Origin of the sequence: Actinophytocola sp., from assembly GCF_036402745.1 — a bacterium.
GTDB lineage: Bacteria > Actinomycetota > Actinomycetes > Mycobacteriales > Pseudonocardiaceae > Actinophytocola.
Genome location: NZ_DASWSJ010000113.1, coordinates 78,328 through 95,543, shown reverse-complemented (window position 1 = coordinate 95,543; position 17,216 = coordinate 78,328). Strand labels below are relative to the sequence as shown.

At 73.8% G+C, this 17,216-nt stretch carries 19 protein-coding genes; 11 read left to right on the top strand and 8 right to left on the bottom strand.

All coding sequences use genetic code 11. The features are described from left to right. Positions 1-53: 53 nt before the first annotated feature. The 3 genes from VGD70_RS11230 (at position 54) to VGD70_RS11220 (ending at position 3,177) form a co-directional block, all read left to right on the top strand. Entirely contained in the window at positions 54-632 is a 579-nt protein-coding gene (locus VGD70_RS11230; protein WP_331080797.1) for a TetR/AcrR family transcriptional regulator, read from the top strand. Between the two features lie 121 nt (positions 633-753). Beyond that, the gene (locus VGD70_RS11225; RefSeq protein WP_331080795.1) at positions 754-1,236 is read left to right on the top strand and encodes a hypothetical protein; all 483 of its coding nucleotides are present in this window, start codon (positions 754-756) and stop codon (positions 1,234-1,236) included. 135 nt (positions 1,237-1,371) lie between these two features. After that, complete coding sequence (locus tag VGD70_RS11220; protein ID WP_331080793.1) at positions 1,372-3,177, top strand: ABC transporter ATP-binding protein; 1,806 nt, start codon at positions 1,372-1,374, stop codon at positions 3,175-3,177. A 123-nt stretch (positions 3,178-3,300) separates the two neighbouring features. Here VGD70_RS11220 and VGD70_RS11215 read toward each other — a convergent pair whose 3' ends face one another. Next, positions 3,301-4,419 carry a low temperature requirement protein A gene (locus VGD70_RS11215; protein ID WP_331080791.1) on the bottom strand — a complete coding sequence of 373 codons (1,119 nt, stop codon included), beginning with the start codon at positions 4,417-4,419 and terminating at the stop codon, positions 3,301-3,303. A 58-nt stretch (positions 4,420-4,477) separates the two neighbouring features. Between VGD70_RS11215 and VGD70_RS11210 the strand changes: the two genes are divergently transcribed. Beyond that, on the top strand, positions 4,478-5,311 hold the full coding sequence (locus VGD70_RS11210; protein ID WP_331080789.1) for an alpha/beta hydrolase: 834 nt from the start codon (positions 4,478-4,480) through the stop codon (positions 5,309-5,311). Between the two features lie 42 nt (positions 5,312-5,353). Here VGD70_RS11210 and VGD70_RS11205 read toward each other — a convergent pair whose 3' ends face one another. From VGD70_RS11205 to VGD70_RS11185, 5 genes are all read right to left on the bottom strand, one after another. Beyond that, complete coding sequence (locus VGD70_RS11205) at positions 5,354-6,583, bottom strand: RNA polymerase sigma factor (RefSeq protein ID WP_331080788.1); 1,230 nt, start codon at positions 6,581-6,583, stop codon at positions 5,354-5,356. Beyond that, the gene (locus VGD70_RS11200) at positions 6,580-6,915 is read right to left on the bottom strand and encodes a YciI family protein (protein ID WP_331080786.1); all 336 of its coding nucleotides are present in this window, start codon (positions 6,913-6,915) and stop codon (positions 6,580-6,582) included. The genes VGD70_RS11205 and VGD70_RS11200 overlap by 4 nt, the downstream gene beginning before the upstream one ends. Before the next feature lie 9 nt (positions 6,916-6,924). Beyond that, positions 6,925-7,551: a dihydrofolate reductase family protein gene (locus VGD70_RS11195; RefSeq protein WP_331080785.1), complete on the bottom strand. Its 627-nt coding sequence runs from the start codon at positions 7,549-7,551 to the stop codon at positions 6,925-6,927. A 79-nt stretch (positions 7,552-7,630) separates the two neighbouring features. Continuing rightward, positions 7,631-8,158 carry a DUF4383 domain-containing protein gene (locus tag VGD70_RS11190; protein WP_331080784.1) on the bottom strand — a complete coding sequence of 176 codons (528 nt, stop codon included), beginning with the start codon at positions 8,156-8,158 and terminating at the stop codon, positions 7,631-7,633. Positions 8,159-8,258: 100 nt separating this feature from the next. Further along, positions 8,259-8,792 (bottom strand): N-acetyltransferase family protein, encoded by a 534-nt coding sequence (locus VGD70_RS11185; protein WP_331080783.1) that lies wholly within the window; start codon positions 8,790-8,792, stop codon positions 8,259-8,261. 39 nt (positions 8,793-8,831) lie between these two features. On the opposite strand from VGD70_RS11185, the gene VGD70_RS11180 reads away from it, so the two are divergent. Beyond that, positions 8,832-9,395, top strand: coding sequence for a helix-turn-helix domain-containing protein (locus VGD70_RS11180; protein ID WP_331080782.1), 564 nt, complete (start codon positions 8,832-8,834; stop codon positions 9,393-9,395). A gap of 4 nt (positions 9,396-9,399) precedes the next feature. Here VGD70_RS11180 and VGD70_RS11175 read toward each other — a convergent pair whose 3' ends face one another. Beyond that, positions 9,400-12,099, bottom strand: a complete 2,700-nt coding sequence (locus tag VGD70_RS11175) for a helix-turn-helix transcriptional regulator (RefSeq protein ID WP_331080780.1) — start codon at positions 12,097-12,099, stop codon at positions 9,400-9,402. A gap of 117 nt (positions 12,100-12,216) precedes the next feature. Between VGD70_RS11175 and VGD70_RS11170 the strand changes: the two genes are divergently transcribed. The 6 genes from VGD70_RS11170 to VGD70_RS11145 all read left to right on the top strand — a co-directional run bounded on the left by VGD70_RS11170 (position 12,217) and on the right by VGD70_RS11145 (position 16,754). After that, positions 12,217-12,633, top strand: coding sequence for a nuclear transport factor 2 family protein (locus tag VGD70_RS11170; protein ID WP_331080778.1), 417 nt, complete (start codon positions 12,217-12,219; stop codon positions 12,631-12,633). Positions 12,634-12,640: 7 nt separating this feature from the next. Beyond that, positions 12,641-13,450: an SDR family NAD(P)-dependent oxidoreductase gene (locus tag VGD70_RS11165; protein WP_331080776.1), complete on the top strand. Its 810-nt coding sequence runs from the start codon at positions 12,641-12,643 to the stop codon at positions 13,448-13,450. Beyond that, the gene (locus tag VGD70_RS11160) at positions 13,447-14,265 is read left to right on the top strand and encodes an SGNH/GDSL hydrolase family protein (protein ID WP_331080774.1); all 819 of its coding nucleotides are present in this window, start codon (positions 13,447-13,449) and stop codon (positions 14,263-14,265) included. Before VGD70_RS11165 ends, VGD70_RS11160 begins: the two co-directional genes overlap by 4 nt. Positions 14,266-14,314: 49 nt before the next feature. Next, on the top strand, positions 14,315-15,163 hold the full coding sequence (locus VGD70_RS11155) for an NAD(P)-dependent oxidoreductase (protein ID WP_331080772.1): 849 nt from the start codon (positions 14,315-14,317) through the stop codon (positions 15,161-15,163). Positions 15,164-15,381: 218 nt separating this feature from the next. Further along, positions 15,382-16,518 (top strand): glycosyltransferase family 4 protein, encoded by a 1,137-nt coding sequence (locus tag VGD70_RS11150; RefSeq protein ID WP_331080770.1) that lies wholly within the window; start codon positions 15,382-15,384, stop codon positions 16,516-16,518. An 80-nt stretch (positions 16,519-16,598) separates the two neighbouring features. Next, positions 16,599-16,754 carry a DUF6307 family protein gene (locus tag VGD70_RS11145; protein WP_331080768.1) on the top strand — a complete coding sequence of 52 codons (156 nt, stop codon included), beginning with the start codon at positions 16,599-16,601 and terminating at the stop codon, positions 16,752-16,754. Positions 16,755-16,761: 7 nt separating this feature from the next. Here the strand turns inward: VGD70_RS11145 and VGD70_RS11140 are convergent, their stop codons facing one another. Then, positions 16,762-17,166, bottom strand: coding sequence for a DUF1003 domain-containing protein (locus tag VGD70_RS11140; protein WP_331080766.1), 405 nt, complete (start codon positions 17,164-17,166; stop codon positions 16,762-16,764). Between the last annotated feature and the right edge of the window lie 50 nt (positions 17,167-17,216).

Genomic DNA, 17,216 nt, shown 5'->3' with positions numbered 1-17,216 from the left:
CAGAGTGCAAAATTGCACAATAGGAACCTACCAGTCCCCGATAGGGTGTACCCGTGGAGTCCGTCGGCACCCTTCGTGAGCGCAAGAAAGCCGCGACGAGGCAGTCGCTGCACGATGCTGCCCTCCGGCTCGCGATGGCGAGCGGGTTCGACAACGTGACGATCGAGGACATCGCGGACGAGGTGGGCGTCTCCCGCCGGACATTCTCGAACTACTTCGCCAACAAGGAGGACGCGGTCCTGCACGCGGACCGCGAACGCACCCGCCGGATGCTGGACCTCGTCCGCGCCCGCCCCGCCGCGGAGCGGCCCTGGCTCGCCCTGCGGCGCGCCGCCGCGGAGCTGTACGCCGAGCGGACCCTGCCCGACCCGGAGTGGGTGGCGCAGCTACGGCTGCTGCGCCGGCACCCGTCGCTGCTGGCCCGCCAGGCCGCGGACCAGATGGCCCTGGAACGCGACCTGGCCGAGGTGATCCTCGGCCGCGGTCGCACCGACGCCGACCTCGCCCGCCTGATGGCGGCGACGTTCCTGGCCACCATGCGGACGGCGGGCGTGCTGTGGCTCGAGCGCGCCGGGGAGACGCCGCTGCCCGAGCTGATGGACGGCCTGCTGGACCGCGTGCGCTTCCGCTGAGCCGGCGCCAGGCGATGTGCCCGTCCGGGCGGCGGTGGTAGGCGTGCACGTACTCCTGCCCGGCGAACTCGCGCCGAGCGGTGCGGCATCCGGCGTACGCTGCCCGCACCGGAGGTGAGCCATGCCCGAACCGAGCCGGCTCGTGGTCGGCAGGTCCGGCTCGGGCGCGCTGGCCCGGCTGCTCGAACCGTGGCCCGAGCCGGACCGCGCCGAGCAGGCGTTCCCGTTCGTCACGGTGGACGAGGCGGGCTTCCCGCACGTGCTGCTGCTGTGCACGGCGGAACTCCTGCCCGCGGGCGACAGGCTGCTCGTCGCCGTCGCGAGCGCCACCGCGCGGGCCAACCTCGCCCGCACCGGCACGGCCACGCTCATCGCCGCCGACGGCACGGCCGCGCATTACGCGAAGCTGCGCGTGCGGGCGACCGAGGAGCACGCCGGGTTCGCCTGCCTCACCTGCGAGGTGGTCTGGCACAAGCGCGACTCGCTCGGCATCCCGTTGCGCCCCATGGAGTTCCACGCGACCCCCGCGATCGCCGCCAACGAGCGCTGGGCGGAGACCCGGGCCGCGCTCGTCGCGCTGCGCGACCGGTCCACTCAGGACTGACGCCGCGCGGCCGAACCTCACCCGTGCCCGCCACGACTGACCGAGCCCGATATTCGATCGCCCCCGGCCGGCCGGCTCCGGCACCATGAGACGGTCGCGGGCCGCTCGGGAGTCGCGGAGAGGGGGCGAGCCGCCGTGTCCACACGCAAGACGGCGGTGTTGCTCGCGCTGCGCTACTACCGGCGCGAGCTGTCCAGCCGCAAGCGGGTCGCCCTGCCGGCGCTGCTGTTGCCGGCGTTGGGCAACATCTGCCTGCTGTACCTCGTTCCGCTCGTCGTCGCCGACGTCGCCGGGCGCCTCGCCGGCGGAGCGGACGTCAGCATCGCCACCGTGCTGCCCTCGGTGCTCGCCTTCGCCGGCCTGATGCTGCTGGCCGAGGCGCTGTGGCGGACCGGCGTGCACTGTCTCAATCGGACGGACGGGCGCGGGATCGAGAACCTGTACGTGCTCGGCATGAACGAGCTGCTCGCCAAGGACGCCGCGTTCTTCCACGACAACTTCGCCGGCTCGCTCACCAAGCGGGTGCTGAGCTTCGCGTCCCGGTTCGAGGAGTTCGTCGACACGTTCGCGTTCAACGTCGTCGCCAGCGTCGTGCCGCTGGTGTTCGCGTCGGTCGTGTTGTGGCGCTACGACCCGCTGCTGGTCGTCGCGCTCGTGAGCCTCATCGCGGTCACCGGGCTGTGCATCGCGCCGCTCGTGCGGCGGCGGCAGTCGCTCGTCGACGAGCGCGAGGCCGCCATCGCGCGGGTCTCCGGCCACGTCGCCGACAGCCTGATGAACATGGCCACGGTGCGCGCCTTCGCCGCCGAGGACCGCGAGGCCGCCGAGCACCGCGCCAGGGTCGCCGAGCAACGCCGGCTCGCCATCCGCTCCTGGGACTACGCCAACCTGCGCATCGACACGCTGGTCGCGCCGCTGTCGGTGCTCACCAACGCGCTCGGCCTGCTGCTCGCCATCGGCCTCGGCGGCGGCCGGCTCGGTGTCGAGGCGATCGTGGTGACGTTCGCGTACTTCTCCAACGCGACCCGGATCATGTTCGAGTTCAACCAGATCTACCGCAGGCTCGAGAGCTCGCTCACCGAGGCGGCCCAGTTCACCGAGCTGCTGCTCACCCCGCCCACCGTGGTCGACCCGGACTCGCCGGAGCCGCTGCGGCCGGCGGCGGCCGACGTCCGGTTCGAGCGGGTCCACTTCGCCCACGCCGGCGCGCCCGCGTTGTTCACCGGCCTGGACCTCGTGGTGCCCAGCGGCACCAAGGTCGGGCTCGTCGGCCGCTCCGGTGGCGGCAAGACCACGCTCACCCAGCTGCTCCTGCGGATGATGGACATCCAGGCGGGGACGATCCGCATCGGCGGGCAGGACATCTCCCGGTTGCGCCAGGCGGACCTGCGCGGGCTGATCGGCTACGTGCCCCAGGAGCCGGCCATGTTCCACCGGACGCTGCGCGAGAACATCGCGTTCGCCCGGCCGGACGCCACCGACGCCGAGATCGTCGCGGCCGCCGGGGCGGCACACGTGACCGAGTTCGCCGAGACGCTGCCCGACGGGTTCGAGACGCTCGTCGGCGAGCGCGGGGTGAAGCTGTCCGGCGGGCAGCGCCAGCGGGTGGCGCTCGCCCGCGCGATCCTGCGGAACGCGCCGATCCTGCTGCTCGACGAGGCCACGAGCGCGCTGGACTCGGAGAGCGAGATCCTGATCCAGCAGGCCCTGTGGCGGATCATGGACGGCCGGACCGCGATCGTGGTGGCGCACCGGCTGAGCACGGTCGCGCGGATGGACCAGCTCGTGGTCCTCGACCACGGCGCGATCGTCGAGCAGGGCACCCACGAGCAGCTGCTCGCCCGGTCCGGCATGTACGCGAGGCTGTGGCAGCACCAGTCGGGCGGCTTCCTCGACGACGCCACGCCGTTGGGGGAAGACCCCGTGGCCACCCGCACCTGAGCGGCCCGCGGCCCAGCTGGTTGTCGCGTGTGGACAGTCCGCCGAGCGCGGTCAGCGGGCGGGTGGTGTCGTCTTGCGGACAGGTACGGCGGCAGCCCCTCGGCGAGCCACGCGACCTTGCTCCTACCGTGACCGCACCCGCACCCGGGCGCGGGTCCGTTGGTACTCCACCACGTTCAGCGCGATGACCACCGCGCCGAGGAGCAGGATCGCGGCCAGCGCCGGGACCAGGTGGGCGACCGGCATCAGCGCCAGCACGCACAGCGCCGCCGTCAGGCGGGTGACCGACCACAGCCTGAACATCATCCGGCGCGTGTAGCCGAACGTCGCCAGGAACAGCGCCGTCCCGCCGAAGAGGAAGCCCACGAACGACCACGACAGGTGGTGGCCCGGCGCGGCGACGGTCTCCTCCATGCCGACGGCGATCGCGACGATCGCGGCGATGAACACCACGTGCCCGTAGGACAGGACGTACCTGGTGATGGTCAGCTGGGTCGGCGCGTTCGTCAGCGCGTGCCGCATCGCGTCGTTCGCGAAGTGGAAGTACACCCACCACAGGCCGCAGCACAGCACGAACGCCGCGCCCACCGCGCAGAGCGTGGCCGCGCCGACCGCGGCGCCCGAGTTGGCCGCCGGCACGCCGATCGCCACGATCGACTCGCCGATCGCGATGAGCACGAACAGGCCGAACCGCTCGGTCAGGTGGCCGGCGTCGAAGTACATCGTCGCCAGGCGGTGGCGCAGGAGCGACGGCATCGCGAGGTCGAGCAGCGCGCCGGCGAGCCAGAGGATCTCCCGCACCGGGCCGTCGAACAGGGCGCCGACCACGAGCAGCGGGCCGGTGAACACCATGCTCACGGTGAACGGCTGGATGCGCGACAGGTTGCCGCGGAACGCGAACAGCCCGAAGCCGAGCCGGGCCGCCCAGTACGCGCCGGCGAACAGCAGCCCGCGGTCGTCGTAGGCGTGCGGCAGCGCGAACGCCATGACGAGCCCGCACAGCGCCACGAAGAAGACCGCGATCCGCTCGGCCGGCTTGTCGAGGTTGCGGTGGTTCGTCTGCATGGTCGTGCCGACCCAGACCCAGTAGATCGGCAGGAACACGACGACCGCGCGGCCGACGCCGTCCCAGGAGTGGTCGTGGTGCAGCAGCGCGACCAGCTGCGTGATGGCGAAGACGAAGACGAGGTCGAAGAACAGCTCGGCCCAGGCGACGCGCTTGCCGGTCTCGGGATCACTCACGCGCACAGCGTATTCAACTCGGTTGCCCGGTCGGGGTCGCGCTGGGACGATCTCGCCCATGCCTGCCCTCGCCGCGTATGACGGCACCGAACTCGCCTACCACCTCCTCGGAGAGGGTGCCCCGCTGGTCTGCCTGCCGGGCGGTCCGATGCAGGACGCCGAGTATCTCGGCGACCTCGGCGGCCTGTCCGAGCGGCTGCGGCTGATCATGCTGGACCACCGGGGCACCGGGCAGTCGGCGACACCGGCCGACCCGGCCTCGTACCGCTGCGACCGCCTGGTCGACGACGTCGAGGCGCTGCGCGAGCAGCTCGGTCTCGACCGCCTGAACCTGCTCTCGCACTCCGGCGGCACGAACCTCGCGGTGCTGTACGCGGCCCGGTATCCCGCGCGCGTCGGCAAGCTCGTCCTGGTGACCCCGAGCGTCTACGCCGTGGGCCTCACCGTGACCGCCGACGACCGCCGCGGGGTGCTGCGACTGCGCGAAGGCCCGTCCGGTCCGGCATCGGCGGCCTTCGAGAGGATCAACGCGGGCCAGGCCACCGACAGCGACTGGGCCGCCCTGACCCCGTTCGCCTACGGCCGGTGGGACGCCGCGACCCAGGCCCACCACGCCCGCGGGGAGGCCCGGCGCAACGACGAGGCGGCCGTGATCTTCGGCTCCGAGGGCGCCTTCGACCCCGAGGCCACCCGCGCCGCGCTGGCGACCCTCGAGGCGCCGGTTCTCCTGCTCGCCGGAGAGGTCGACCTGAACAGCCCCCCGCGCGTGGTGGCCGAGCTGGCCGGCCTGTTCCCGAACGCCACGCTCTCCACCCAGCCGGGTGCCGCCCACTTCCCCTGGCTGGACGACCCGACCTGGTTCACGAAGACCATCGCGGCGTTTCTGGGATGACACCCGGCCGCCGCGGCGGCCCAGGCCCGCGCCTGCGCCTGGTCAGGTCGTCTCGGCGAGGCGGCCGGTGAGGAACGCGCGCTCGGCGTCGTTGCCGGTGAGGGTGAGCGCGCGTTCGTAGGCCAGCGCGGCCTCGGCCGGCCGGCCCAGCCGGCGCAGCAGGTCGGCCTTGACCGCCGGGAGGTAGCGGTAGCCGGCGAGGCGCTCGTCCCGTTCCAGCGCCTCGACCTCCGCAAGCGCGGTGGCCGGCCCGCTGACCATCGCGACCGCGACCGCCCGGTTGAGCGCGACCACCGGCGACGGCCACGCCCGCACCAGCTCGTCGTACACCTGCAGGATCTGGGGCCAGTCCGTGTCGGCATAGGCCGGCGCGGTGGCATGCAGTGCCGCGATGGCGGCCTGCAGGGCGAACCGGCCGGGGCTGCCGCCGCGGAGCGCGCCCGGGACCAGGTCGTGCGCCTCGGCGATGGCCTGCTGGTCCCAGGTCGCGCGGTCCTGCTCCGCCAGCAGCAGCAGGCGGCCGTCGGCCGCGGTGCGGGTGGCCCGGCGGGCGTGGTTGGCGAGGAGCAGCGCGAGCAGTCCGCGCACCTCGCGCTCGTCGGGCATCAGCCGGTGGAGCATGCGGGCCAGGTCCAGGGCGTGCTCCGCGAGGTCGGTCCTGGCCAATGCGGGTCCCGCGGGCGCGGTGTGGCCGGTGGTGAAGAGCAGGTGGATCGTCGTGAGAGCCGCGTCCAGCCGGTCCGGCAGCGCGGCGGCCGCGGGCATGCGGAACGGGATCCGTGCCGCGGCGACCTTCTTCTTCGCCCGGGTGAGCCGGGCCGCCATCGTCGACTGCGGCACCAGGAACGCGTCCGCGATGTCCGGCGTCGGCACGCCGCAGACCAGCCGCAGGGTGAGCGCGACCTGTGCCTCGGTGGCCAGCGCCGGGTGGCAGCACAGGAAGACCAGCCGCAGCCGGTCATCGGGAACGACCGGGACCTCCGGGACCTCCGGGTCGGCCGCCTCCGGCTCCACGAGCAGGTGCAGCTTCGACCGCAGCGTCGTGGCCCTGCGCAACGCATCCAGCGCGCTGTGCCGGGCCGCGGTGGTGAGCCACGCGCCCGGCCGGGCCGGCAGGCCGTCGCGGGTCCACGCGTCGAGCGCGGCGGCGTAGGCGTCCTGGACGCACTCCTCCGCGAGGTCGAGGTCGCGGGCGACGCGCACCGTCGCGGCGAGCACCGTGGCCCACTCGCGACGGTGCGCGTCGGCGACCGCCTGCCGGACCGAGGTCACTGCGTGAGCAGCGGGCGCACCTCGACGGCGCCGTCCATGATGGGGAGCAGCTTGCCGATGGCGATCGCCTGGTCGAGGTCCGTGGCGTCCACCACGAAGAATCCGGCGATCACCTCCTTGCTCTCGATGAACGGGCCGTCGGTCACCAGGCCGTCCTTGTGGATCGTCCGGGCGGCCGCGCTCGGCTCCAGCGCCTGCTCGTGCACGACCGTCACGCCCATCGCGGCGATCTCCTCACCCGCCCGCATGTTGGCCTCCATCACCTCGGGCGGGATGTCGGCAACGCCGCCCGGGGTCTCCTTCTCGTAGATCAGAATCGCGTACTGCGGCATCGCTGCTCCTCACCAGTTCCCGGTCTCGGGGCCCATCGCACCGTATTGGACCGCGCCGGCCCGCGCGTACCTGCTGACGACGACACCGGTGGCCGACGTCCAGGTGTCGACGAGGGTGAGGCCGGCCGGGACCGTGCCCGCCCCGAAGAGCCGCTTGCCGGAGCCGACGAGCACCGGGAAGACCAGCAGGTGGAACTCGTCGACGAGGTCGTGCGCGACGAGCGTCTGGACCAGCTCGCCGCTGCCGTGGACCTGGATCTCCGCGCCCGCGCCCCGCTTGAGCGCGCCGACCGCGTCGGCGACGTCGCCGGTGAGCAGCGTCGAGTTCCGCCAGGACACAGTGGACAGTGTGCGCGACGCGACGAACTTGGGCATGCTGTTGAGCTTCGCCCCGATGGGGTCGTCGGCCTCGGCCAGCGGCCAGGCGGCGGCGAACGTGTCGTAGGTCTTGCGCCCCAACAGGAGCGCGCCGGCCTGGCCGGTCAGCTCGGCCATGAGCTTGATGAGCTGCTCGTCGAAGTGCGGCACCGCCCAGCCGCCGTGCTCGAACCCGCCGTCGCGGTCCTCGTCGGGCCCACCCGGGCCCTGCATCACCCCGTCCAGCGAGACGAACGTGGTCACCAGCAGCTTGCGCATGTCACTCCTTCGCCGTGGCGGGCGTCCGGGATGACGCCCTCACCACTACGGCGAACGAGCCCGTGCCCAATCGACAGCTTTAGAAGTACACGCTCCGGCCGGGTGCGGGCGGGCGGCTGCCGGCGGCCGGCCGGGGGCGGCGTGGCCGCGCGGTCGGGCCGGCGGTGGACGCGCGGACCTCGCGCCACGTCAGCGAGAGCTGGGACTCGCGGCCGGTCTCGGTGCTGGGTTCGCGGCGCCGGTCCCCGACGAGGCAGGCGAGCGCGATCATGCTCACCGCGAGCCACAGGTTCAGCCAGTCGTTGACCGTGTCCAGCGAGATGGGTGCGGTTCCGTTGGTGAGCACGATGGCGCCGCCGTAGTGCCACAGGAAGTACACGACCCCGCCCGCGATGAGGAAGGTCCGCGAGCCGCGGGCGCTCCTGGCCATCGCCAGCCCGGTGACGCCGAGCGCCAGGTGGACGGCGTCGTTGCCCGCCGCGACCGGGACGCCGAAGCTGGCGCCGGACACCAGCCCGAGCACCCCTGCCAGGAAGAACACCGCGGCGACGACCCCGACGGCGACTCGCCCCGGATCCCAGAGTGCCGGCGTCCCTGTGTTGACCATGCGTGGATGATCCGCCATGAGCGCCCTTCTCGCGGGTAGAACACGCCAACCCGGCACAGGTATGCCCAATTCGTTGTCGATCAACCTTCGCGGCGGCGGATCACCGAAGATCGTCGGGCGGTTCGTCCGTGTTCGGGGTGATCGGCCGCTGGGTCCAGGCGACGTCGTGCCAGGCGCCGTGCTTCCAGCCGATGCGGCGGTAGGTCCCCACCGGCTCGAAGCCCAGCGCGCGGTGCAGCCCGACGCTCGCCTCGTTCGGCAGCGTCATCCCCGCGACGGCGGTGCGGAAGCCGCGCGCGGCGAGCCGGGAGAACAACGCGTCGTAGAGCGCACGGCCGCCGCCGGTCCGCCGCCGGCCGCGCTCGAGGTAGACGCTCACCTCGCACGACCAGCGGTACGCCGCGCGGGACTTGTACGGGCCGCCGTAGGCGTAACCGACGACGCGGCCGTCGGCCTCGAGCACGACCCAGGCGTGCTCGCGCGCGGCCGCCGCGATGCGCTCGGCCATCTGCGCCGGCGAAGGCGGGTCGCTCTCGAACGTGATCGCCGTGCCGGTGACGTACGGGGCGTAGATCGCCGCGCACGCGTCCGCGTCGCGCGCCGAGGCGTCCCGGATCAGCTGCCCACCGCTCATGCGCACGATAGTAGCGGCAGACGGCACTATGGTGAACTCATGTCGGATCCGCTGTCCGTGTCCATCGCCGCCACGCTGCACGCCGCCCGGCTCGCCGGCGAGCTCACGGTCACCGTCCTCGCCGAACGGTCCGGCGTGTCCCGGGCGATGATCGCCAAGATCGAGCGTGGCGAGGCCCAGCCGACCGCCGCGCTGCTCGGCCGCCTGTCGGCCGCGCTGGGCCTGACGCTGTCCGAGCTCGTGGCCCGCGCCGAGGGCGACGACCGGCGGCTCGTGCGGGCCGCGGACCAGCCGACGTGGGTCGACCCGGCCACCGGCTACCGCCGTCGCGCGGTGTCGCCGGCCACCGGCGGGCCGCTGGAGCTCGTCGAGGTCGAGCTGCCGGCCGGCGCGGAGATCGTGTTCCCCGCCGACGTCTACGCGTTCATCCACCAGCAGATCTGGATGCTCGACGGGCGGCTGGTCTTCCGCGAGGGCGAGGTCGAGCACCAGCTCGACGCGGGCGACTGCCTCCAGCTCGGCCCGCCGTCCGCGTGCGCGTTCGTCAACCCGACCGGCCGGACCTGCCGCTACCTCGTCGCCCTCACCAAACGGAACACCTGACCGCTCAGCCGAGGCCACCGGCCGGGCCGTCCGGGCCCGAGAGGGTGAGCCGGATCAGCTCGCCGCGTGCGCTGATCCCGGTCTTCTGGAACACCTTCCGCAGGTGGTAGTCGACCGTGCGGGTGCTGAGGAACAGCTGCGCGGCGACCTCGCGGTTCGTGGCGCCGTCCGCGACCGCGGTGGCGATCCGCAGCTCCTGCGGGGTCAGCGCGGCGAGCGCGTCGGGGGTGGGATCGGCGGCGGTCTCCCCCGTGGCGCGGAGCTCGTCGCCGGCGCGGTTGGCCCACGCCGTCGCGCCGAGGTGCTTGAACGTCGTCCGCGCGGCCCGCAGCTGTGCCTTGGCGTCGGACTTGCGGCGCACGCGGCGCAGGTACTCGCCGAACAGGAGCTGGGTGCGGGCCCGCTCGAGGGGCTGCTCCCCCACCGGGTGCAGGGCCAGCGCGCGCCGGAACGCGTCCTCGACGTCGCCCACCCCGCTCAGCGCCTGGCAGCGGGCGGCGAGCGCGCGCAGGTCCGGGGACCCGGTCGCCTCCGCCCAGCGGGTGTAGCGGCCGAGCGGCTCGGCCGCCTGCTCCGGCCGGTCGAGCCGGTAGGCGGCCTCGACGAAGTCCGGGACGTTCTGCAGGACCAGACCAGGGTGGGCGGGACCGTCGAGCGGGCGGAAGTGCCCGACGGCCTGCTCGGCCCGGCCCGCGGCGAGGTCGAGCAGGCCGAGCGCCCGGTTGGCCAGCGCCGTCGCCGCGACGAGGTTGCGGCCGACCGCGTCGGCGAGGACCTCGTCGGCCAGCTCCCGCGCGTCCGCCTCCCGCCCTCGCAGCGCCGCGAGGGTGGCGAGGACGCCGCGGAACCAGCAGCCGAGGTTGGGCTGGCCGGTCTCCACGGCGTGCCGGTGCCCCTCGTCGGCGTGTGCCTCGGCGGCCCGCAGCCGGCCGGCCGCCAGCTCGTCGACCACGACGAACTCCAGTACCCACGCCAGGGTGCCGATGGCGCCGACGGCCGTGGCCCGCTCCATCGCCCTGCGCCGCAACCACCGGCTGCGTGCCCGGTCCCCGAGCCCCCAGACCATGCCGCCCGCCCAGCACAGCCGGCCGGGATCGGTGAGCTGCTCGACGGCCGCGAGGTCGCCGTCGGCCAGCCCGGGTGGGGCGCCCAGGCGGACCCGGCCGACCGCGCGGGCGAGCCGCAGCAGCGCGTGGTCGGGGTCGTCCCCGGTCAGCGGCATCCGTTCGACGGCGTCGGTGACCTCGCGCCACGCCTCGGCGTCGTCGGCGTGGTAGCCGGCCTCGCCGAACAGCATGAGCAGCTCGATCGCGGTGGCCGGGCCCGCGCGCAGGGCGTCGGCGGCGACGGGCCGCAGGAGTCGCAGGGCGTCGGCCGGGTTGCCGGCGCGCAGCTCGATCAGCGCCCGCAGCATCGCGATCGACGTCCGGGAGGCCGGTGCCTGCGCTTCGGCCAGGTCGAGCCGGTCGACCGCGCGGGCGGCGTCCCCGCCGTGCCATGACGCGGCGGCCGCCGCGGTCAGCCGGCGGGCCCGGTCGGGGCCGGGCGGGGTCAGCTCGGCGGCCCTGGCGAGCGCGGACGCCGCCGCGGCGGGCCCGGCCCGGCGGATCGCCCGCTCGGCTGCCCGCTCGAGCTCGGCCGCGACCGTCTCGTCCGGACCGTCCGCTGCCTGCCCGAGATGCCACGCCCTGCGGTCCTGGTCGGCGGGGTCCGGCGCGAGCGCGGCGGCCAGCGCGAGGTGGGCCGCCCTGCGCTCGGCCGGGCTCGCGGCGTGGTAGACCGCCGAGCGGACGAGCGGGTGTCCGAACGCGACGGTCGAGCCGCTCGTGACGAGCAGGTCGCCCAGCTCGTCCAGTATGGCGCCCGGTTCGGTGGCCGCGGCCCGGAGCAGCACGGCGGGCCGGCCGGTCCCGTCCGCCGCGGCGAGCAGGAGCAGCCGCCGCGCCCCGGCACCGTGATGGCGCAGGCGGTCGAGGAACGCCTCCTGCAGCCGGTCGACCAGCGGCAGCGGCTCGCCGGTCGGGCCGCCCGCGGGGATGCCGGCGGGCAGCTCCCGCAGCGCCAGCGGGTTGCCCGCCGCGGTGCGCAGCAGCAGGTCCTCGTCGGCGGGAGTGCCACCGCGCTCGCCCAGCAGCAGGCGCGCGGACGCCCGGTCGAGCCCGGCGAGCGGGAGCTCCGGCAGGCCGGCGAGCGGCCCGGCCCGGTGCGCGTCGGAGCGGGCCGCGACGACCAGCGCGATCGGCTCGGCACCCACCCGGCGGGCGGCGAACGCGAGCACGTCGAGCGACGGCCGGTCCGCCCAGTGCGCGTCGTCGACCAGGCACAGCAGCGGCCGGTCCTGCGCGGCGTCGGACAGCAGCGTGAGCGTCGCGAGCGCGACCAGGAAGCGGTCCGGGGCCGGTGCCCGCGACCGCCCGAACACCGCGTCGAGCGCGTCGGCCTGGGCGGGTGGGAGCCGGCCGACACCGTCCAGCAGCGGCAGCAGCAGCCGGTGCATCGTCGCGTGGCCCAGGTCCAGCTCCGGCTCGACCCCCGCGGTCCGCAGCACCCGCATGCCGGCCGCGTGCGCCGCGGCGTGGTCGAGGAGCGCGCTCTTGCCGATGCCGGGCTCGCCCCGCAGGACCAGCGCGCCACCGGCGCCGGCCCGGGCCTCGGTGAGCAGGGCGCCGACCGCGGCCTGCTCCTTGGCCCGCCCGTGCAGCATGCGCCGAGGCTAGTGCCTGTCTCGTGCCCGCCGCACGTGACTGGCAACTTTGCTGATTCGCCCGCGCGCCAACCGTCCTAGCGTCGTGACCAGTAACGACACGGACAGGAGAAGATCATGAACGACACGCACGAGGACGCGGGAGTCGCCGCGGCGGCCTGGGTGGCCGCGGAGGCCGGCGGGGACGCCGCCACGATCGACGCGCTGCTGACCGACGACTTCGCCGGCGTCGGCCCGCTGGGGTTCGTCCTCAGCCGGGCCGAGTGGCTGGACCGGCACGCGAGCGGCGCGCTGCGCTACTCGGCGCTGCGCCTGGAGGACCCGCGGGTCAAGGAGCACGGCGACCACGCCGTCGTCCTGGCCCTGCAGACCGGCGAGGGCACCTACCAGGGACACCCGGTGCCCCAGGCCCTGCGCGCCACGATCGTCCTGCGCGGGGAGACCGACGGCTGGCGGGTGGCGCACGTGCACACCAGCTTCGTCGCCGGCACGCCCGGCGCGCCGCCGATCCCCGGCCGCCCGAGCCGGCCCTGAGGCCGACATGTCGACAACGAACCGTTCCCTCGAGGGCCGCGTCGCGCTCGTCACCGGCGCCAGCCGGGGCATCGGCGCGGCGACGGCCAGGGCCATGAGCGAAGCCGGCGCCAAGGTCGTGCTCGCCGCGCGGGACGAGCAGGCGTTGCACGCCGTGGCCGAGGAGATCACCGGCCGCGGCGGGAGCGCGATCGTCGTCCCCACCGACGTGCGGTACGCGGACTCGGTCAGCCGGCTGGTCGAGCAGACCGTCGGCGCGTACGGCCGGCTCGACGTCGCGGTCAACAACGCCGCGGGCGGCGGGCACGGCCCGACTCCCCTCGCCGACGTCGCGGTCGCGGACTTCGACAGCGCGATCGCGGTCAGCCTGCGCGGGGTGTTCCTGGCGATGAAGTTCCAGATCCCCGCGATGCTGGCCGGGGGCGGCGGGGCGATCGTCAACATGTCCTCCACGGCGGCGCAGTGGCCGGTGGGCGGCCTGGCCGGCTACGTGTCGGCCAAGTCCGGCCTGGTCGGCCTCACCCGCACCGCGGCCCTCGACTACGCGGCCGCCGGCATCCGGGTCAACGCGCTCGAGCCGGGCCCCATCCACACCGAGAACCTCGACCGGGCCGGCCCGGTGGCCCGGGAACACGTCGCCGCGTCCGTGCCGGCGCGGCGGCTCGGCCGGCCCGAGGAGGTCGCGGCCGCCGCGGTCTGGCTGTGCGGGCCGGGCGCGGAGTTCGTCACCGGCGCGATCGTGCCCGTCGACGGCGGCCTGCTGGCCGGGATGCCGCCGTTCTCCCGTCCCACCAAGCCTTCCGAGGAGCAGCGATGACCACGAGCTGGTTGCAGTACACCCACCTGGACAAGCTCTACGGCTACCTGCCGGGGATGACCGACGCGCTGCCGGCGGTGTTCGGGTTGACGGCGGCCGAGTACGAGTCCGTCCGCGCCGGGTTCGCCGCGCGGGCCGAGTCCGCGGCGAGGGACCTCCTCGCCGACGCCGCGTTCGCCGCTCGCGTCGACGGGCTCCCGTTCGCCGCCGGGGAGACGGTGCTCGCGGTCGGCGACAGCGTCACCGACGACCTGCAGTCGTGGGCGGAGATCCTGCGGTACCTGCTCGAGCAGCGCCGGCCGGAGCTGGGCGTGCGGGTGGTCAACGGCGGCCTGTCCGCGCACACGACGACGATGGTGCTGCGCCGCTGGCCGGCCACCGTCGCCGGCACCAAGCCGGACTGGGTGCTGTGCGCGCTAGGCGGCAACGACGTCACCCGGGTCGGGCCGGAGCCGACCGTCCCGCAGGTGGGTCCGACCGCGAGCGTCGCGAACCTGGCGCGGATGCGGGCGATCGCGCCGGCCGCGAGCTGGGTGTGGCTCACCCCGGTGCCGGTGCACGAGGACCGGGTGGCCGGGTTCCCGGCGTTCCGGTTCGGCGGCTCGACCTGGCGCAACGACGACATCGGTGCCCTCGCCACCGCGATGCGCGAGCTCGACGGCCCGCTCGTCGACCTGGTCGCCACGTTCGGCATGCCGGCCGACCCCGGCCTGCAGGGCGAGGACGGGGTGCACCCGACCCTGGCGGGCCAGACCGCCATCGCCCGCACGCTGGTCGAGACGCTCACCGGCCGGGCGGGCCGCCGGGACGTGTAGCCGCGGGCCGTAGCCTGTCCTCGCCCTGTCGGCACAACGAGGAGGCTGGATGGCGCGCGTCGCGGTCACCGGTGGAAGCGGCAAGCTCGGCCGGGCGGTCGTGGCCGAGCTGCTCGAGCACGGCTGGGAGGTGCACAACCTCGACCTGGCGCCGCCCGCCGAGCCGGTCTGCCCGCACACCCGGGTCGACCTCACCGACTACGGCCAGGTCGTCGAGGCGCTGACCGGCATCGACGCGCGTCATGACGGGGTCGACGCGGTCGTGCACCTGGCGGCCATCCCCGGCCCGGGGGTCGCCGGCAACGCGGCAACGTTCGCCAACAACGTGCCGTCGACGTACAACGTGTTCGCCGCGGCGCGCCTGGCCGGCATCCGCAACGTCGTGTGGGCCTCCAGCGAGACCGTGCTCGGGCTGCCGTTCGACACCCCGCCGCCCTACGTCCCGGTCGACGAGGAGTACCCCGGCCGGCCGGAGACCGCCTACTCGCTCGGCAAGCTCCTGGACGAGCAGATGGCCGCGCAGTTCTGCCGCTGGGACCCGGCGCTGAAGATCATCGGCCTGCGGTTCTCCAACGTCATGGAGCCCGCCGACTACGCCGCCTTCCCGTCGTTCGACGCCGATGCCCGGCTCCGCAGCTGGAACCTGTGGTCCTACATCGACGCGCGCGACGGCGCGCAGGCGGTCCGCCGGGCGCTGGCCCACGACGGCACCGGCTTCGAGGTGTTCGTCATCGCCAACGCGGACACGGTGATGTCGAGGCCCAACGACGAGCTGCTCGCCGAGGTGTACCCCGACGTACCGCGCAAGCGGGAGTTCGGCCCGCACGAGACGCTGCTGTCCATCGACAAGGCCCGCCGGGTGCTGGGCTACGAGCCGGTGCACACCTGGCGGTCCTGATCCCCGACCGCCCGGCCGGCGGGTGAGCACCGACTCAGTCCGGCCGGCGGGGTCATCGCACGTGCTACTGTCCGGTGACCGTCCCAGTCAGTCATGTCGTGGTTCCCGCCGACATCCTGGGTCCGAGCACCGTTTCCGAGCATTCGCCGAAGGATTGAACTGCGCCGCCGACCGGCCCGCGGTCGGTATGTCCACTGTGGAATCGTAGGCAGCACACGTTGATCTCGTTCATCTGGTCCCCGGGAAACCCGCTCCCCGCCGGCACAGGCGGCTCCGAGAACTACACCGTCGGCCAGGTCCGGGAGCTGACCCGGCGCGGCATACCCGCGCAGGTGGTCACCATCGGCCTGGGCACCGGCGACGGGAGGGACGAGTTCACCGACATCCCGTTCCTGTCCTTGCCGGCCGTGGCCGACATCGGCGCGCTCGAGGGCACCGTCGTCTTCGTCAACGAGCCCCACCCGGTCGCGACGAGGCACCCGGCGTTCCTGATCCTGCACAACCCGCCGCCCATCCGGGAGGAGCAGAAGGCGTTCGCCGTCGAGGGGACCAGGGATCGCGCGCTGATCGCCACCAGCCGGTACGCGGCCGAGCTGTGGTCGGCATACCTCGACGTCGACGTCGAGACGATCAACGTCGTCTACCCGTTCGCCGAGCCGTGCTTCGCCACGCAGCCCCGGCCGCGCCGGGTGTCCGGCAAGACCCGGGTCCTGTTCGCCGGCCGGCTGAGCCCGGAGAAGGGCGTCTACACGCTGCTGGAGACCCTGCACATCGACATCATCGAGCAGGACGTCGACCTCACGTTCACCGCGACGACCGCGGGCGCGGACAAGCCGCAGGGCAAGATCATCGAGCGGCTGCTCGGCGAGCATCCCGGCATCTCCGTGGTCGACACCTGCCGGACCCCGGCCACGATGGCGGCCCTGATGGCCGACCACGACATCGTGGTGATGCCGTCCAACAGCCAGTACTGGCACGAGACCTTCGGCATCGTCTCGATCGAGGCGCAGCACTCGGGCTGCTGGGTGATCGCGTCCGACGACGGCGGCCTTCCCGAGACCGACTGCGGCGGGGTGATGCTCGTCAAGCCGGACAACGCCGAGGCGCTCGCGTGGGGCATCCGCGAGGCCGTCGACAGCGGGCCGTTCCCGCCGGCCGCCCGGCAGGACGCCGGCACGCGGTTCACCGTCGAGCAGTCCGTGGACACGCTGCTGCGGGTGTTCGCCCGGCCGCAGGCGATCCCACCGGCGGCCATCGTCCGGCAGCTCGAGGAGCTGGTCCGCGCGCCGTCAGCGGAGGCGCCGGTCCGCACACGTCAGGGCGGCGGCCTGGCGGAGCTGGCAGCCGCCGAGTGAGTACACTGAGACTCTCCGGACATGACGACATCCCAGTTCGCGGTGCCAGCCTCTCCGGCAAACCCCTCAAGGAGCACCGCATGAGCGATGTCCAGTTCGTCTCGCGCTACGAGCAGCGGGTCACGTTCGTCCAGGAAGTCCTGCGGAAGAACTCCAAGCTCGGCGACAAGGCCTCGCGCGATCTCGCCGTCCAGGTCGTCTACGCCATCGACCACATCCCGGAAAGCTCGCGCTGAGCCGGCGCTAGCGCCGGTCGGGGTCCTCGACCAGGCGGCGGTGGAGCTCCGTGGTCATCGCGTGCACGGCACGCGTCAGCTCGGTGTTCGTCTTCAGCTCTAGCTCCTGCTCGACGAAGTCATGGTCGGCCTTCGCCTGCTGAAAGGCGGACTGGCGGTTCTGGCCGATCATGACGAACGTCGACAGGAAGATGGCCTCCAGCGACACCACCAGGGTCAGCGTCGGCCACGGGCTGGCCTCGAAGAGGATCATCCAGGCCGCGAACAAGCCCGCGTGCAGGTAGACGAACGGCATCGACCCGGCGAACGAGGTGATCTTGTCCGCCACCCGCAGCTGGAGATCCGTCGCCCGCCGCTCCCGGGTCAACGCGACGACGGGATGATGCTGGGTCTCAGGCTCGACGCTGGTCATGGGTGATCCCTTCGCTCGGCTGTCGCACGCCAACCGATATCGCGTTCGGG

Coding starts and splice junctions, on each gene's coding strand:
- VGD70_RS11225 (WP_331080795.1), top strand. CDS start 754: ATGCCCGAACCGAGCCGGCTCGTGGTCGGCAGGTCCGGCTCGGGCGCG.
- VGD70_RS11210 (WP_331080789.1), top strand. CDS start 4,478: ATGCCTGCCCTCGCCGCGTATGACGGCACCGAACTCGCCTACCACCTC.
- VGD70_RS11200 (WP_331080786.1), bottom strand. CDS start 6,915: ATGCCGCAGTACGCGATTCTGATCTACGAGAAGGAGACCCCGGGCGGC.
- VGD70_RS11195 (WP_331080785.1), bottom strand. CDS start 7,551: ATGCGCAAGCTGCTGGTGACCACGTTCGTCTCGCTGGACGGGGTGATG.
- VGD70_RS11190 (WP_331080784.1), bottom strand. CDS start 8,158: ATGGTCAACACAGGGACGCCGGCACTCTGGGATCCGGGGCGAGTCGCC.
- VGD70_RS11185 (WP_331080783.1), bottom strand. CDS start 8,792: ATGAGCGGTGGGCAGCTGATCCGGGACGCCTCGGCGCGCGACGCGGAC.
- VGD70_RS11180 (WP_331080782.1), top strand. CDS start 8,832: ATGTCGGATCCGCTGTCCGTGTCCATCGCCGCCACGCTGCACGCCGCC.
- VGD70_RS11175 (WP_331080780.1), bottom strand. CDS start 12,099: ATGCTGCACGGGCGGGCCAAGGAGCAGGCCGCGGTCGGCGCCCTGCTC.
- VGD70_RS11170 (WP_331080778.1), top strand. CDS start 12,217: ATGAACGACACGCACGAGGACGCGGGAGTCGCCGCGGCGGCCTGGGTG.
- VGD70_RS11165 (WP_331080776.1), top strand. CDS start 12,641: ATGTCGACAACGAACCGTTCCCTCGAGGGCCGCGTCGCGCTCGTCACC.
- VGD70_RS11160 (WP_331080774.1), top strand. CDS start 13,447: ATGACCACGAGCTGGTTGCAGTACACCCACCTGGACAAGCTCTACGGC.
- VGD70_RS11155 (WP_331080772.1), top strand. CDS start 14,315: ATGGCGCGCGTCGCGGTCACCGGTGGAAGCGGCAAGCTCGGCCGGGCG.
- VGD70_RS11145 (WP_331080768.1), top strand. CDS start 16,599: ATGAGCGATGTCCAGTTCGTCTCGCGCTACGAGCAGCGGGTCACGTTC.
- VGD70_RS11140 (WP_331080766.1), bottom strand. CDS start 17,166: ATGACCAGCGTCGAGCCTGAGACCCAGCATCATCCCGTCGTCGCGTTG.